11 protein-coding genes and 1 pseudogene are annotated in these 16,570 nt (G+C 45.7%); 7 read left to right on the top strand and 5 right to left on the bottom strand.

The genetic code is table 11. The features are described from left to right. The first annotated feature begins 58 nt into the window (after positions 1–58). On the top strand, positions 59–622 hold the full coding sequence (locus JD108_RS21820; RefSeq protein WP_407649386.1) for a hypothetical protein: 564 nt from the start codon (positions 59–61) through the stop codon (positions 620–622). 104 nt (positions 623–726) lie between these two features. On the opposite strand, the pseudogene JD108_RS22900 reads toward JD108_RS21820, so the two are convergent. Beyond that, positions 727–914 (bottom strand): annotated as a pseudogene (locus JD108_RS22900) (IS21 family transposase); the annotation flags it as partial. Positions 915–918: 4 nt separating this feature from the next. Between JD108_RS22900 and JD108_RS21810 the strand changes: the two are divergent. Then, complete coding sequence (locus tag JD108_RS21810) at positions 919–1,518, top strand: Mu transposase domain-containing protein (protein WP_407649385.1); 600 nt, start codon at positions 919–921, stop codon at positions 1,516–1,518. A gap of 580 nt (positions 1,519–2,098) precedes the next feature. Here JD108_RS21810 and JD108_RS21805 read toward each other — a convergent pair. The 3 genes from JD108_RS21805 to JD108_RS21795 all read right to left on the bottom strand — a co-directional run bounded on the left by JD108_RS21805 (position 2,099) and on the right by JD108_RS21795 (position 5,008). After that, positions 2,099–2,476, bottom strand: a complete 378-nt coding sequence (locus JD108_RS21805) for a type II toxin-antitoxin system PemK/MazF family toxin (protein ID WP_198827990.1) — start codon at positions 2,474–2,476, stop codon at positions 2,099–2,101. Further along, positions 2,476–2,778 (bottom strand): AbrB/MazE/SpoVT family DNA-binding domain-containing protein, encoded by a 303-nt coding sequence (locus JD108_RS21800; RefSeq protein ID WP_198827989.1) that lies wholly within the window; start codon positions 2,776–2,778, stop codon positions 2,476–2,478. The genes JD108_RS21805 and JD108_RS21800 overlap by 1 nt, the downstream gene beginning before the upstream one ends. Before the next feature lie 871 nt (positions 2,779–3,649). Beyond that, positions 3,650–5,008, bottom strand: a complete 1,359-nt coding sequence (locus JD108_RS21795) for a tetratricopeptide repeat protein (protein ID WP_198827988.1) — start codon at positions 5,006–5,008, stop codon at positions 3,650–3,652. A 784-nt stretch (positions 5,009–5,792) separates the two neighbouring features. Here JD108_RS21795 and JD108_RS21790 point away from each other — a divergent pair. Continuing rightward, on the top strand, positions 5,793–6,926 hold the full coding sequence (locus tag JD108_RS21790; RefSeq protein WP_198827987.1) for a Fic family protein: 1,134 nt from the start codon (positions 5,793–5,795) through the stop codon (positions 6,924–6,926). 330 nt (positions 6,927–7,256) lie between these two features. On the opposite strand, the gene JD108_RS21785 is transcribed toward JD108_RS21790, so the two are convergent. Then, positions 7,257–7,457: a YjzC family protein gene (locus JD108_RS21785; RefSeq protein ID WP_228728245.1), complete on the bottom strand. Its 201-nt coding sequence runs from the start codon at positions 7,455–7,457 to the stop codon at positions 7,257–7,259. A gap of 235 nt (positions 7,458–7,692) precedes the next feature. On the opposite strand from JD108_RS21785, the gene JD108_RS21780 reads away from it, so the two are divergent. Genes JD108_RS21780 through JD108_RS21765 form a run of 4 tightly spaced genes read left to right on the top strand, consistent with a single transcriptional unit; the run spans position 7,693 to position 16,087 of the window. Next, positions 7,693–9,258: a TIGR02677 family protein gene (locus tag JD108_RS21780; protein ID WP_198827986.1), complete on the top strand. Its 1,566-nt coding sequence runs from the start codon at positions 7,693–7,695 to the stop codon at positions 9,256–9,258. Further along, on the top strand, positions 9,255–10,472 hold the full coding sequence (locus JD108_RS21775; protein ID WP_198827985.1) for a TIGR02678 family protein: 1,218 nt from the start codon (positions 9,255–9,257) through the stop codon (positions 10,470–10,472). Before JD108_RS21780 ends, JD108_RS21775 begins: the two co-directional genes overlap by 4 nt. Next, on the top strand, positions 10,459–14,721 hold the full coding sequence (locus JD108_RS21770; protein ID WP_198827984.1) for a TIGR02680 family protein: 4,263 nt from the start codon (positions 10,459–10,461) through the stop codon (positions 14,719–14,721). Before JD108_RS21775 ends, JD108_RS21770 begins: the two co-directional genes overlap by 14 nt. Continuing rightward, the gene (locus JD108_RS21765) at positions 14,705–16,087 is read left to right on the top strand and encodes a TIGR02679 domain-containing protein (protein ID WP_198827983.1); all 1,383 of its coding nucleotides are present in this window, start codon (positions 14,705–14,707) and stop codon (positions 16,085–16,087) included. The genes JD108_RS21770 and JD108_RS21765 overlap by 17 nt, the downstream gene beginning before the upstream one ends. Positions 16,088–16,570 lie beyond the last annotated feature (483 nt).

The following is a 16,570-nucleotide window of genomic DNA, read 5'->3' as shown; positions in this document are numbered from 1 at the left end:
AAACATACACTCCCCGTTGGGCATAACGTTCATGGGAGGTATATAGGAGATGTTAGCAATGGCTGAAGTCAATTATATCAGACATGAAACAAACACAAAAGGTCGCTCCTACTCTTCTGTTGCAAGACAGATGAATATGGATCGCAGGACAATCAAGAAGTATTCGGAGATGGAGGATTTCAATCAGGAGGTGAAGTCTGTACAGACAAGGAAAGCCAATGTAATGGATCCGGTTAAACCAATCGTTGATCAATGGCTACTTGAAGATATGGGGAAGAAAAAGAAGTTCAGAAGAACCGCAAAGCGAATCTATACTCTTCTCGTTTCGGAACATGGATTCCAAGGCTCTGACCGTACGATTCGTGCCTATGTGGCGAAAAGGAAAGCCGCCTTATTGGACGAGAGCAATGACACTGCCTTACCGTTAGAGGCGAAGACCGGCACAGCACAGGTAGATTTTGGGGAAGCTCCTTTTAAGCACAGGGGAAAAGAGATCATCTTGCCCTTCCTCGTCCTCTCATTCCCTTACAGCAATTCATTCCTGTTTCAAGTGTTCCCTTCCCAAAACCGGGAGTGTTTTCTACAAGAGTTGGAGGAAGCGCTCCTTGTCTTCCAAATATAGTTCGGCAATCAGGGTATCCTTTTCATAGTGGCAACGTTTCCGATCCCCCAGGCTCCAATTCAGGGTCTTCTCATTCAAGACCGACAGGTCGTCATAGTGGATTTCCGGCAACAGATAGTTGTTTCGTATGTATTTGACCATCGCTTCCACGTGCCCTTTCTCGTTTCCGCTTCCCGGATTGCAGAATTCATATTTGGAAGCCATAATGGGCAACAAAACGAGCGAATTCCTCTGTTACTTGCCGTTCCCCGTTTGGCAGCACTTTCTTCACCGCAGGTGACAGGTTATCGAAACGGTTGCCCGGTAAAGCGTACGAATGCGTTCGGTTCGAGCAGGTCAAAGCGGATAAATACGGAATCGTCCGTATTGACCAAAAGCAATATTCCACTTCGCCACGCTTTGCGGGACAAGCGGTCTTGGCGAAGATCTCATTTGATACGATCTCGCTTCTGAACGAGGAAAATGAAGTGATCGTACGCCACCCCAGATTATATGGGGAGACAAAGAAGTCGATGGACTGGCAACCTTATCTGACCTTGATGGCAAAGAGGCCAACCGCTTTGAAATACAGCTCATTCTACGATCAATTGCCGGAGGAATGGAAAGCCTTTTTCGGTGAATGTACAGTCGAGGAGAAACGGAATGCTCTCCAACTTTTATCCGTCATATTAAAGGAACAGGATTTCGACATATCTCTACAAGCCCTACGGATTGCATCCGAACATGGACATCCTACCACGGAATCCATCAAGCACGTCTATTATCAGCTTGTGAATGGACGAGGCATTCGAGAAACACTGTCGCTTCCGCCTTCAGTGCCATCAACTAGAAATTCAAGCAGAGGCCTCTCTCATTATGATCGGTTGATGATTATGCCAGGAGGTGAGCAGCGGTGAGAAGCCTCATTGAAGAGCATGCCAAGCGTTTGAAATTAAGTTGGATACGGGAGAATTGCCGGATATATCTGGCAAGCAGCTAGAATGGCACGGTATTCATATGAATGGAAACATTACAAAGGAAGAAATCTTGCTATTCGCATTTGATTGTTTTTAATCGTGATAGTTTTCGTCATAAGGATTCACTGATGAATCGATGATACCCTGGTTGGCAAGTGTGCATTTTTAATTGCCAAACGGTACATTTTCTACTTGCCAAATACACAAGGAGGGTACATTTAGACGTTTTTTACCATATAAAATTGACCGTCCGACCCGTTACGGAGAAGATTTTCACACGTAACATGTTAAACGGTCATATATTATTTGAGGAGAAATTTGGTCGTTAAAGCTGTTGCGCTGAAAATTAGAAGAAACCACAAAAAGCCATCTATAAAATGGCTTTTTGTGGTTTACTAACGGATTTTTTTCAAACCAAAGTGAAGGGACTAATATTAATTCATAAGGGTTCATAACTAGTGAAAATTATTGTTCGGATATTTCCCTAGATAAAAATACTTTCATTCCATCATGATGTAAGTTAGGCCAGGATTGAACGCACATTAGTAACAACATGCTTGTAGAAGCTAGATGTAGCATCGACATTACCTATAACTACGGCATTTCTTGCACTTAGGTCGAGTGATTTGGCTTGATCAGTTAGTACGACGCCGCTTAGCTCCGTGAACGGGACTCTAGGGTGGGTCGTATCAATCCCAGAGGGGACTGTGACTTCGAAAGGATAATTCTTTACTTGTGTGGTGACCGGAACTATCATAGCAAATGATGAATTCTCTGGATCAATAAGTCCGTCTGAAAGTACAATTGCGGCGCGCCAGCCGTTTTGTTCATGTCCTCGTGTAGGGTGCATATTCAGCCAAATGACGCTCCCACGTTCCACATTTCCTGTAATCGGCATTAGATAATTTCATCCCCCATAGGCTCTGCAAAAGTTTCTTCATGAGTAGCCATACCCGGTTTGCATCTAGAACGAAGTAATAGAAAATGTTTGCGGAGGGCTTCTTGATCATCAGCGACCGGATATGCTGGGCGCAAAAGGATCTCCTTGTTTTTAGAGACAGACATTTCAACCTCAACTCCCTCCGCGAATTTTACTAACTCGGAGACCTCTTGAGGAATACGGACGGCTAGACTATTACCCCACTTACGTACGGTTGCAGTTGTCATATAGATCAAGCCTTTCTTATGTTCTTGATTCAATATTAACACAACCCTTCGGAAACGTATATACAAAGTATATACAGAAAACAAAATTTTGATACTCCAATAACCGAAAAACAGTTAAAAAATTTAAGAAGTAATTTAACCGCATAATTAAATTATTGTTTTAGGTAAATAAGTACTGTATTGAAGATGTAATTGTTAAAGATGAAGATAGGGCAGGAAGTGTCATACAACGTTCTTTACGCAGAAGATTTTCACGAGTAACATGTTAAACGTCATTTTTTTTTAGAAAAAAATTGACCGTCCGACCCGTTACGGTGAAAAATACCATAAATGATGATGTGGACGGTCAACGTTATAAAAAACCAATAAAATGTAAAACAAGGACAGCTCTCGAGTGTTAATGCTAATCTATCCAGTCCAAAGGTTGATGGTACAAGATGTCCTCATTTAGACGGTGAACACGTCCAAATGCTGCGATTAAGCCAATAAAGATGAAAAATTTGATGAGCTGAATTGTCCAATTCTTCACGTTTTTTACCGCAAAATAGCGTTGATGAGATATATCGGCCAAATGGCATAGTGATCTGGACATTGATGACCGACTTTCCGAGGGAAATTTTTACAGTCACAGCAATCTCCCCCTTCCGTCCCCCATGAGGGGGAAAAGCAGGGAACTCGTCCCCTGCACCCCATCGCTTGCCGCGTGAGCAGGCCCAGCAAGGGATTGCTGGGCGGTGTAATAGCGTCGGGAAAAAGGGGACACCAGTCAAGGCTATATAAACGCTTCGCGGCCTTGACTGGTTCACCGCTCTGGTCACTTTAGCAATCAGTTTCTGGTCATCCAACCTCATCAACTTTTGGACATTATGTGGTAGCTAAAACACTCGAGGCTGCCCGTGTTTGGTCACCTTGTTGTTTCTTTTAACCATTGAAGTAATTTACCCTCACGATGCCAAATATGATAGTTAGCATTTACATACATGATGGCCTCGTTTGTATCGCCGTAACCATAATAATCTGGCGTCTGGCTAGGCAATTTCTTTCGACCTAAGAGAAAATCAATGACGTGAGGGTTTTGCTGAATTGCCTTATCAAGTAAGCGATTCAATTTTGAAGACAAACCAAAAATACCATATTCCACCAAAACACGACTGTAATTCATGTAGGCACTATCTTCATTATATTTTTCTAATAATCGCGATGCTTTTTCAAACTGGTTCAACTCAATGTAGATTGAAAGCAAAGGGTAGCGAACTCCTTGGTTATCGTTAGGATTAAGATCAAGCATTTCTACAAATTCTTTTTCAGCTTGTTCCATTTGTCCTGCCATCAAAAGGCAGTTGGCATAACCTTCCTTTGATCGCATATACGGTCGCGTATGGATTAATCCCCAAAAATGCCCTCGATCTTCATGAAAACATCTCAAGCCAAGATCGCGCTCTCCGGCTTCTTTTCCTTGTTTGTAAAGCCGTAATAATTCCTCCAGATCATCACTTGATTCAGCGAGGATGTTATAGGCGTCCGGACTATCTGGATACAATTGAAGAGCTTGTTTAGCCAGTTGAATTCGTTTTGGAACAGAAGGCTCTTCCCAAGCATCATACAGGATATGCTGTGCCATCTCTTTGGGATCGAGGGAGGAGTTTTTTGTCATACGAGTTTGGTTAGATAGATGCGAGTTTATAAACTCATTGAGTTGTTCCATTGATTCGAACTCTTTTCCCTTAACCAGGCTTGTCATCTCGTACAGAGCTCTTTCTGCAGAGAGACGAGCTGTATCGGTATGTGTCTGCTGGCCGCTGTTTTCTTGAAAAATGGTAGCAAACAACCATTCCTCACCGAAGATTTCCTGTGCACGTTTGGAGATCGTTCCTACTGAGACACCGTATTTTCCCGATAACTCAGATTGCGTCACGGGAAGATCCAGCAGTTTAGCAACACAGTATTCAATAGCAGCTTCCATGACACCAGTTTTCCTAACTATTGGTTGAGCCGCGTTTGCGTACAGATTCCAAATTCGAAGGGCAGCAGCAATAATCTTGGGTTCATATTGGGGATACATGGAATTGACAATGTTTCTAGCTACCAACTCATATAAATAATGATCCCAAACAAATTCCTGTTCGATAGATGAAAAAAGAAGGGCTTTGGCATCTTGTGGCGCTAATGGCGAGAAACCTCTGAGTTCGTCTTGGGATAAACAGCATTTTTTGTACTTTTTTCCACTCCCGCACGGGCAGGGAGCGTTTCTACCGATTTTCAAGATGGTCACTTCCCTCGTGCTACATATTAGTTGCTACTAGTATATCATAGATCTATGATGTTCCTTTGAGTCGCCATCTCCATGGAGAAAGAGCATGAAAAAAGATAAAGAAAGTGAATAGAAATACAAATGTGGCTGGACAGGAAATGAGGATGGCTATTCATGTCTAGAAAAAAGGTAAAGACTTCCACACCAAGACATAAACGATTAAACAGGTCGGGACGTCTGCAGGCCGCAAAGCATTGGCTTCACACATATAAGGGAAGTAATGTTGTCCAAGGGTATAGGAAGCACTTCGGCATAGATTTGCTTTGTGCGATAGAGGAGCTGCAGATTCTGGGTGTGCGGCTTCATGCTGATTACGTTAATCAAGTAAAACAGAGCGTCGAATGTCAAAGAAAGGCAAGAGAAAAACGGAAACAAGAACTTAGAAAAGAGGAACACCTCTCAATATATCCTGACATCGATGAAGCGATTCTTTTTATCGACAACTGCACGCGGTCAAACATCCACTTAGGAAAGAATTAGATGGAAGGGGGGAGCATTACAACGGAAAGGTCATTTATTTCTCATCTGATTAGGGAATAATAATATAGTTTTTTCTGTATGGATTTCATATATCCAGAGAAGGACGCAGGATACCTAGCGCTTTGGAATGAATTATAACAAGTAAAAGCTAGGTATATGTCTAGAGTCAACTCCTGAGATTGCTGTTAATGAGTCGTGCTCATTAAGTTATAAAATAAATCACAATAAGGGGTAACATGAGAAAGGAGGTCTACTATTGTATCAACCAAGATTCCAGTATACCCACACCATTGTAAAATCTTTGATGGCGATTGAAAAATACAAGATTACAGTTGAAATGCTCCCCCTCCCTAAAGATATTGAAAAAGAGTTGCGTAACGAAGCAAAACTAAAAATGACACATTACTCTACAAGAATAGAAGGGAACCCATTGGATTTGGAAGAGGTTTCTCAAGCTATTATCAAACACCGAGATAGGCAAGGTCTGAAAGCAGAACAAGAGGTCAGAAATTATTGGAACGCTCTTTCCTTTTTAAGCGCATCCAAAAGACTAAAGATCCAAATCAGCGAAAACTTTATCAAGAGGCTGCATTCAATCATTGAAGTAAGGGGTTCCGGGAGAAGGAATGAAGAAAGTGAATATAGAGGACCTATGAGACCTGGAGTATTATTTGCTGTTTATGACAGTATTACAGGTGAGCCTGAGTATATTCCACCAGAAGCAAACGATGTGCCTCAATTAATGAAAGATTTTGTAACTTGGATCAATAGTGACTACGCAAGAGAATTGCCGACACCAGTAAGAGCTGGTATTGCTGCCTATCAACTGTTAACCATACATCCATTTTATGATGGAAATGGAAGAACGGCTCGGGCTCTTGCAACCTATATTCTTAGCATCGATGGCTATGATCTGAAAGGGTTTAACTCGATGGAAGAGTATTATGTGTCAGACTTGCAGGGATATTATACGAAATTACAAATGGGTCTGCCGGTACTTTATTATAATGGCAGGAATAATCCTTCTGACTTGGCACCTTGGCTTGAGTACTTTGTCTTGACGATGGAGAGGGCTTTCCGTAAAGTAGCACGAATTGCTGAGAGTAAGTACAAACAGCAAATTGATCCGAGGGTAAAGAGGTTAGAGCCCCGAGAGCTTATCGTGATTAAACTTTTGCTCGGAAAAAGTGGAGATATCACTCCTAAAGAAATTGCAGAGGAATTTAAAGTTGTACCGAGAACAGTTACAGAATGGGCTAAAGAATGGATGGAAAAAGGTATTATCGAGCCAGCTAGTGGGACCGAACGGATACGAGCGTACAAGCTAGGTAGACAGTTCAGTGATCTCACTTTGAGCGATCTTGGTTACGCTGATACAGATCAGCAATAAAAAGCTTACAATAGCGAACAGATGACGAGCAAATAGAGAATGAATAGGGAATGAATAGCGAATAAATAAGGAGCCAATAACGAAGACATAGCGAATGAATAAAGTATTATAAATGGAAAAGTGGTTAGAGAATCCTTCGACCACTTTTTTTATGAAAAATTGACCGGCAGACCCGTTATGGTGAGCCATTTTTCATGTTTTTTGTAAATTGTTGGGTGTTGTATAGGGGTGTAAGATTCGTTAGTTATAGACCAGAAGAATAAATAAATTGGATGCACAAAAACCAACAAGGACAACCCCAATGGCTGTCCTTGTCTACATTTAACCCCGCTAAGCATACGATGTCATTTTCCAATAGGCACCTTTATCAGTGGAATTAATAGGAGGAAACACCTCGTCTCTCTCTAGTTTTATCTTCATTTCCTCCGCAGTAGGTCTCGGTGAATAAGTCCCATCGGTGTAACCATCCCACGCATAATAAGCATTTGCCGGAGATCTTTGTCCGGTTTTGTACCGATCGCCAATTGCCATAATAGTCACCTCCAAAAGTATAGAACGTATGTTCCTATATAATTATATCCTCTTAATCAATGTTTACAAGCCCCCTTAAAAAGCTATCCGGTAGGTTTGGGAGAGATGGTATGATAATAATGAGCAATGCAACGAAACAGACATCTACTTTTGTAACAAAAACGATTGCCAAAGAGAACATGCCAACTTTATAAGTCAGGGTCACTTCATGTGGAAAATCGGGGGAGGTAATTTTTTGTCTAATAATCGTTCCCTTATCAACTACAAAGCCATAAATGAAGCCAAATACCTGTCAGTAGAAAACGCATATCGCTATAGGCCAATTTTGCGCTATTTCTATGAGCAACAACAGCGGCTTCGTTACTGGCTAAGACCGGAAGAAATATTGCAAGCGGTAAAAGAACGTATGGAGCCCAGTGAGGCATCCGCGTACACCGAAGACCTGCTTCAGCTGGATTTGCAGCAGTTATACGATTGGGGAAACCTGCAGCGAAAACAATCAGGCAAGGTGAACAAAATAGAAGATTTCAAGAAAAAAAGGTATCGCTATCAAGCTAGCCCATACACCATCAAGTTTGAGCGGTTAATCGAAGATCTGGAGGAGATGGGTGATACATACGGTGGCTCGCTGGAGGCTACCCAGTTTGACAAACTGGTAGAAACATTGAGATTTTTGACACGGCTGGGTCGTGTCTCCTTTCCTAAGCCAGGAGAGCGTCCGCGTTTTGAGATGGAAGATTGGACGGACGAGAAACTGTATCACTGGTGGTCCGAATTGTATGAATTGTTTCGTAAGGTAACCAATAACGCCCGGGATTATATGGCAAACCTTGATAGCGTGCAGATAGAAGACGTGATGATGACGGAGCAGTTTCTCCTCTACAAAGATAAAGTGACCGACTACCTAAGACGCTTCATGATGGGATTGCAGCGTAGCTCTTACCAGATAGAAGGCTTGCTCGCACAGGTAAATCGCGACCTATTGGATGACATTCTCCAGCGGGTAGCAAGTTACGAGGTCTCAATTCCCCGTTTTGATACGGCAGCGCTTGTCAAGGAAGATCTAGTAAAGCGCTATTACGATCAGTGGGAAGGGATTTGGCAATGGTTTCTGGGAGACGGAAGCGGCCGGGGTAGTGACCTGGAAGACTTGCAGCGGGAGACAAACGAAGCGATACGCCGCATTGCCCGTTATGCGCAGCGAATGGGGGAACGGCAATCCAGCATGCGGAGTCGCAGGGCCGATTACCTCTATCTGGCAAAATGGTTTGCCTCAACGGAAAGTGTGAAAGAGGCTCATTGCTTATCGGCAGCGGTATTCGGCATCTCCCGTATGAGGCACATGTGGGTGGAATCACCGAAGACGACAGAAGACATTTACTCCACCATCTGGGATATGAAGCCAGCTGAATATGTGGTGAAACCGCGCATCCACGAGTATCGAGAGAGGACGAGACCAAGCAAAATCGACTCGAAAGATGAAGAGAAAAAAGCGATGCTGGCTGAGCATTTGAAGCTGAAGGCGGAGCGGCAGGCCCGATTGAATCAGATATTTGCAGGGAATCGGGTAAGTGTGCGGGAACTTCCGGTCATCGAGCCTTTTGTGCGGCAAACCTTGCTTGGATGGATCGGCAAAAGCATGGCGTCACCAGCAGGTGAAGGAAAGACAGACAATGGCAGACGCTTTAAAGTGGTCGATTCTGGTACAGGAGAACGGGTGCGTTTGCAGTGCACGGACGGCGTTCTGGAAATGCCCGATTATGTGCTTTACTTTATGGATGAAAGCAAGGTGAAGAGATGAGCGAGATTGAACGTATCCACAACAAGTATACGCCTCGTTTTGATGAATTGGCTCAGCAAGCCGCATGGGAATTGCTAGAGAGATTCTGGATTCCGCGTAGCGACATGGTCTGGTATCAGGCGGTTCGTGAACGAGAGCACGTACTTAGACCCTTTTTTAATGAAAAACTGGGTTTTCGTCTGCTGATCCATTACGAATTTGTCAAACTGGAGAAGTTCGTGAGCAGACAAATACAACCGTGGATGGGGTTGCCTGGGTTTGCGGAAGTCCGGGATTATGTGTTTTTTTCTCTGTTAATGGCGTTTCTGGAGGCAAAAAGCATCGACGATCAATTCCTGCTTTCTGATATATGCGAAGAAATAAAAGTCACCTATCCAGGGCCCGGTGCGGTGGATTGGACCAATTACGATCATCGCAAGTCACTGGTTCGTGTTCTGCAGCTTGCCCGTGAATGGGAGCTGCTGCTTGTTGTGGATGGCGACGATCAGGGGTTTGCTGCTTCTGATCAAACGGATGCCTTGTATGAACCCACCCCTTTGGTTAAATATTTTCTGCGAGCGTATCCGCGCGATTTGATGCAATTTGAGACGACAGAGGATCTATTGAAAATCGTTGACACTGAAAATGAAACATTGGCACGTAGACATCGCGTATACCGTCAATTATTGCTAACGCCCGGAATACGGGAGGAAGAGATGGCGGATGGGGATTGGACGTATCTTCGCAACCAGCGAAACGTAATAGCGCGGGATTTTGAAGAGACAGTGGGACTGGATTTGGAGATCTATGGACAAGATGCGATGCTGGTTCATCATGGGAGAAGCATGGGAAGCACACTTTATCCAGACACCAGAGCGATTAGCGATGTGGTTTTCTTTTTTGCCGGTACGGTTCGAGCAGCGATTGAAGCGGGTACTTTTCCCTTGCAGAATGACGGTCGGCTACTTTTGACACAAGTGGATTACGAATTGCTGCTGGAGCAATGCCATGCGGAACATGGACATGGATGGGGGAAAACGTTGCGCGAGATGCAAACCAAACCGTTGGCGCATCAGTTGCTGGAAGAGATGGAGGCAGGGGGAATGGCTTGTCGGGATGAAAATGAACAACTGATCGTTATCATGCCACGATTGGGGAGAATCACATCCCATTATCCAAATGATTACGTAAAGAAGCGAAAGGAAGGGGACGAGAAGCCAGATGGAATCGAATAGATGGCAGCTGTCCAGAGCGGGGTTGGTCAATTTCTGGTATTACGACGACGAGTGTTTTGAATTTGCCGATGGCAAGCTGTTGCTACGTGGGACCAATGGCTCCGGTAAGTCGGTAACGATGCAAAGCTTGCTGCCAGTTGTGCTAGATGGCAAAAAAAGCCCGGATCGACTCGACCCCTTTGGCTCCAAGGCAAGGCGGATGGAAGATTACCTGCTGGGTGAAAAGGAAGTAACCGGTCGTGATGAGAGAACCGGCTATCTGTATCTCGAATTTTGCAAACCGTACACCAATCAGTTTTTAACGATCGGGATCGGTTTGAGGGCCAAGCGCAACGCGCAGATGGACTTCTGGGGCTTTTCCATTCAAGACAACAGAAGAATCGGGCATGACCTGTTTTTGTACCGGCTGGTATACAATGCAGAAAAGCAGGAGCAAGAGCGCATTCCGCTGGGAAAAAGGGAGCTGGAGAAGGAGATCGGACCCGGGGGCAGGGTAGTTTTCTCACAAAGTGAATACGCGGAGATGGTGAACAAACTTCTTTTTGGGTTCCCGTCATTGGAGGCCTATGAAGATTTGATCAAGCTGCTGATTCATTTGCGGAGTCCGAAACTGTCCAAAGACTTTAAACCGACTGTAATCTACAATATCCTGGAAAATTCCCTGCCTGGCCTCTCTGACGAAGAGCTGCGGCCTTTGTCCGAGGCGATTGAATCCATGGACCGTACAAAACTGCAACTGGAACAATTGGAGCGGGACCAGAAGGCATTGTCACGAATTTCCAAGGAGTATACCGAATACAACAGGTTTATCTGGTACGATAAAGCGAAGGGCTTGACCGATGCCGTCAACGCGGCTCGAGCTGCACAAAAAAAAGTGGAGGAGTATCGGCGCCTGCTTGTCCAAAAGGAAGAGGAACGGGCTCGTCTACAGTCCCAATTGGACGCCTTCAGAATCGAGCAGCAAACCCTTGCGGAAGAGCATGAGCGATTGAAGGATCACGATATCGCCAAGGCGGAAGCAGAGCGGATCATAGTCGAGCAGCAGTTGCAACAGGAACAACGGCGATTTGAGGAAAAGCAGAAGGAAAGTGATGCCAAGCGGGGAAAGATAATTCAGTTGCGACGAACTATTGAAGAAATAGGCATGAATATCAAAGAGGCCGGGGATCAGATGACCGATCTGCTCGAAGATCTGGAGCTGGCGGTGGTGGAAAACGAATTTCCCGCGCATGATATGGCCCGTAGGGAGTTTGAAAAGGCGCAGCAAGGATATTCGATGGAACTGTGGCAAAAGGAGGCAAGAGAGTATCGAAACCGGCTGCAGACGACTCATCATCAGGCTGTAAAGACAGCAGAAGCGGAACGGATACGCATGGAAGCGGAGCGTACGCTGGGAGCCGCTCAAAAACAGGTGGATGCCTACCAACAGGAAAAAGAAAAGTGGGAGCTTATAGTAGAGGAAGAAAAAGAGAAATTGATCGGATTGTTGCATCAATGGCAGGGAGAGGTGAGTGAGCTTCGGCTTTCTCCCGAAACAGTAAGAGAAACGATTCGGCGGATAGCTCATTTTGAAGCGTCAGACCGCTATGAAACGGTTAGAGAACCGATCGTTCACGCCTATCAGCTATTGCGCCAGGATTTGCGCGATCTCTACGGAGATGTGCAAATGCTGCTCCAGACAAGGCAACGGGAACGTGAGCTAGCTGAGGCAGAATACCGCCTGTGGCAAACCAGAAAAGATCCGGAACCACCCCGCCACGAACAAGCCGCCAAAGCCAGAGAGTGGCTGAGTGAGCAGGGAATTCCCCATGTGCCGCTCTATGCAGCAGTGGAATTTCGCCAGGAAGTGCCGGAGATGGCACGTGCCGCGATAGAATCCGCTTTGACGGAAGCGGGACTGCTGGATGCATTGATTATCCCCAGATCTTATCTGGAGCACGTAGACGTATGGGCTGATTATGTAAAAGACAAGGTAATCGTGCCAGACCCTCAACTGTTTGCCCATACAATCAGCGAATGGCTGATGCCAACCCCTTTGGAAGGGACAGGAATTGGTCAGGAGGAGATTGAAGCGGTCCTTCAGACGATTTTGGCGGAAAGAACCGCAGGGCTGTCCTTACCTGCTTTTGTAACGGCAAGCGGAAGCTTTGGAATGGGCGTCTTGAGCGGACACGCACCCATCGTTGAGAAGTCAATGTATGTGGGGCAGGAAGCGAGACGCAGGCATCGTGAAGAGCAGTTGGCGACTTGGAAACAGCGTCTGGAGCAATTGGATCAGGAACTGGATAGTCTGCATCAAAAAATGAGCGATATAGAAAAACGTATCCAGACCCTTACCGAAGAGCTTCAGGGCTTTCCTTCCGAAAAAGATTTGCTGGACGCTTTGCAAACGGTGGAACAATGCAAACAGCGGTTGACCGTGTGGCAGGAGGAAGTAATACGACGCAACCAAAGTGTGCGGGAAGCGATCGAAACGCTATATAAGGAACGTGATCTGCTGAAACAAACAGCGGAGGGGCTGACGATCCCACTGGAAGTAGAAACGCTTCGCCACGCCCTTTTATCCATGCAGGATTACATGGACAATCTGCGCAAGCTGGAAAACATTTTTCGAGACAAGTGTAACTTGCTGCAACGACAAAGAGAGACCGAGGAGATGCTGGAAGAAGCGAACGATGAATGGGATCGGCTGCGTGGAGAAGAAAATGTCGCCCAGGGAGAAGTGGACAAGCAGAAACAACGGTTGCAGGCGATTGAACGCATGCTGGCTAGCCAGGGAGCGGAAGAGATCCGGGAAAGAATCCGCTATTGCACAGAAAGATTGCACAAACTGCCCGACGACTTGCAAGCTGCATCGCGTGCAATCGGGGAAGCAGATATCAGACGCAATCAATTTCAAGACATGTTGCACGAAGCGGAAAAAGTTGCGGAAGTACGTCATCAACTGCGGACCGCCTGGTGGAAGGTATTCTCTGATGAATATGCGCTTGGACTTTGGAGTTATATTGACGATGATAAGGAAAATATTGATCCAGTCGAAGGTGAATTGCACAGACTGGATGACGTAGCGTTTCGTGTGGTGAAAAAGCTGCAAGCGGTCATGGCAGGTCGTGAGCGAGAAACCTATAACAATCAATTGCAGAAGATCTTTGAAACGGAACGGCAAATCAACTTGCTAGAGTATCAGCCATCGCTCGATTACGTCTTGGAGTTCAAGGTGGAGGCGGCGTGGGAGGAACAAGCGGAAGCGCTTGCGCTGTCCCATCATTGGAACGAACTGAAAACAAGAGCAAGACGTCGCACGGTTCTGTTGGAGCATGAAGGGAAGCGATGCCATCCCTACATGTTGCTGGAAAAACTGAATCATGAGATTGAGTTGCATCGCCTGTATCTGACCGCAGAGGATCGGAAAATCTTTGAAGAGGTTATCTTGCAGAGTGTTGGACGGGTGATCAAACACCGTATCCACCGCGCGGAAAAATGGGTAGTAAGGATGAATGAACTGATGGCGCAGCGGGACAGTTCCAGCGGACTGACCTTCTCCCTGAAGTGGATACCTCGCACGGCGGAAGACGAGTCTCAGATCGGCACGGCTGAGCTGGTCGAGTATTTGCGAAAAGACCCCGCTCTAATGAGGGAGCAAGATATCGAGCGAATCACCAACCATTTCCGTTCCCGTATCGAACGGGCCAAGCGAGAGCTAGCCGACTCTGCAGAAGGCGGTGGAGAAACTTTGCACCAAATCATGCGGAGGATTCTGGACTATCGCCACTGGTTTACCTTTAAGCTGTTCCACAAGCGGGAAGGAGAAGCGAATAAAGAGCTGACAGATCGCATCTTTTTCACATTTAGCGGCGGTGAAAAAGCGATGGCCATGTATATCCCGCTTTTCTCGGCAGCCTATTCCCGCTACATGGAAGCTAACCCGCAGGCACCCAGAGTGATTTCTCTCGACGAAGCCTTTGCGGGAGTGGATGAAAACAACATTCGTGACATGTTCATGCTGGTTGAGCAACTGGGCTTTAATTACATCATGAACTCACAAGCGTTGTGGGGGGATTATGACACGGTCTCTCGCCTGTCTATCTGTGAACTGATACGGCCGAAAAATGCCGCCTTTGTATCTGTAGCACGATACTTGTGGGATGGTGGAACCTGGCATGTATTGAATGAAGAGTGGGAGAAGTTGGGCGATTCTGAGGCGGCTGTCAGCCTGGAAGAGGAGAGCATGGATGATGACCACAGATAATCACCGCAAACTTCTGCAGCAGGCGGTCGCCTATTTTCGGACGCAATCCCAAGGTTACGACCGACTTTTTCGGGAATGTAAGCGAAAATATAGAAGTATGGGGTACCTGGGTGGAAAGGTCACATTGCGAAGTATTACCCCGGCAGAAGCGGAGGCACTGGCAGGCTTGCTGAACCATCCGTATGATCCGGGCACAGATGGAATCATCCGTGTAACAGATATTGTACAAGGATTAACCAAAACCAAGTATTCCGAAGTACCGCTGATGGACATTTTGGAGGGGTATTTCGGCGAATCACTGATCAGTAAAAAAGAGCAACAACGTCAGAATCAGTTGGCATGGGATACATTCTGGGAGGAAGTGACGGTTGAAACGAGCGATTGCAGCCATCTAGTTGTGAACGAGTGGCTACAGGCGCTGTCGCATCTCGAAGGAGCAGGTGCGATGGCGGTTCGGCAATGGTGGAATACGTCTCCCCAAGATGTCAAGCAATGGTTGCTGATTGTAGTAAAGGCATTGAACTATCTTGATGGCTCGGAGCGGTCAGCGTATATCCGCCTCGCTGTTCTGTCTACTCATATTACAGGGAATCCACATGCTTTTGATATGGATGCTCCTTTGGGAAGATTGTTGCTCTATGCCCTTTGTTACATGAAAGGGAGAAACGCTCCAGCCAATTCAGAAGATGTCATGCAAATTCTTTACGAAAATCGTATATTGCGTGATGATTTATCGTCACAGGTTGTGGTAAGCGGGATCTATGGTACAAACACAGCAGGTAGCTGTGAAATCGGGAGCAAAAAAGAAGTGCTTGGCCTCCCGCTTCGCACCGTGGTTAGATATACGGATTTTGAACCGTTCTTACGGGAAGGACCCTTCAGGCGTGTTTGGATAGTGGAGAATCCTGCTGTCTTTTCATCAATATTGGATCGATGGGAAGATGAGTATGGCTTGGTGTCTTTACCTCCCTTGGTCTGTTCTGCCGGTCAGTTCTCTCTGGCGGTTCTTGCCTTGTGTGATCGTCTGGTATCAGCAGGTTGTGATCTTTATTACTCTGGAGATTTCGATCCAGAAGGGTTTCAGATGGCATTTCGGTTATGGCGTCGCTATGCAGCAGGGAGAATTATTTTTTGGCGATACACGCCGGAGGACTACATTTCCGGGATCCATGATATTCACATAGAAGAATCGAGGTGGAGCAGCCTTCAGAAGCTAGTGGATGAAGTGGATAACGAAGGACTTCCAGCCACATTCGTCCAGACCATGAAAACTGCGCTTCAACAGCGCAAACCTGTGTATCAGGAATCATTGGTGGATGAACTTTATAACGATATCAAATCAACGTTGAAGCCTATAAACGATTGAATAACTTGGAATTATACCAAGATGAATAATTTAGTAGATAAGGATTTTACGATGAAAAAGCTCAAGGTTTTGTAATGAAACGACCGGTGTCATACAGAGATTTTCTTTCCGCGCTCGGCAAGGATATGTGGGGGAGTTTAGGTGGACGAGTAGCTTCCGTGAGAAGAGCAACTCATGGAATGATTAGTTGTTCTCGGCATAGAGTTGTTAGCGTTAGCGACTAAATCCCTCCCCCGCAAAGCACTAAAAATTGTTTGAACATAAGCACAAAACTGCCTCCCTCTACCAAATCAAGCATGCTATATTTAGTTAAGGGGAGGAGACAGCCTATGATAGGATTCAACACCGTACTTCCACTTTCAACGGATACCACGGTTGAGCACTTTCTACATATTTGCCGGATCTGGCAACAACGCAGTCCACATACCACGTTAACGTTCGATGACCAGCCTATTCAGAATGGTCTGAAGTATGAGAGCGATC

The organism is Brevibacillus composti (assembly GCF_016406105.1).
Lineage (GTDB): Bacteria > Bacillota > Bacilli > Brevibacillales > Brevibacillaceae > Brevibacillus > Brevibacillus composti.
Note: the sequence above shows the minus strand (reverse complement) of the source record. Positions and strands in the feature narration are given on the sequence as shown.

Coding starts and splice junctions, on each gene's coding strand:
- JD108_RS21820 (WP_407649386.1), top strand. CDS start 59: ATGGCTGAAGTCAATTATATCAGACATGAAACAAACACAAAAGGTCGC.
- JD108_RS21805 (WP_198827990.1), bottom strand. CDS start 2,476: ATGCCGATTACAGGAAATGTGGAACGTGGGAGCGTCATTTGGCTGAAT.
- JD108_RS21785 (WP_228728245.1), bottom strand. CDS start 7,457: ATGGCAATTGGCGATCGGTACAAAACCGGACAAAGATCTCCGGCAAAT.
- JD108_RS21775 (WP_198827985.1), top strand. CDS start 9,255: ATGAGCGAGATTGAACGTATCCACAACAAGTATACGCCTCGTTTTGAT.
- JD108_RS21770 (WP_198827984.1), top strand. CDS start 10,459: ATGGAATCGAATAGATGGCAGCTGTCCAGAGCGGGGTTGGTCAATTTC.
- JD108_RS21765 (WP_198827983.1), top strand. CDS start 14,705: ATGATGACCACAGATAATCACCGCAAACTTCTGCAGCAGGCGGTCGCC.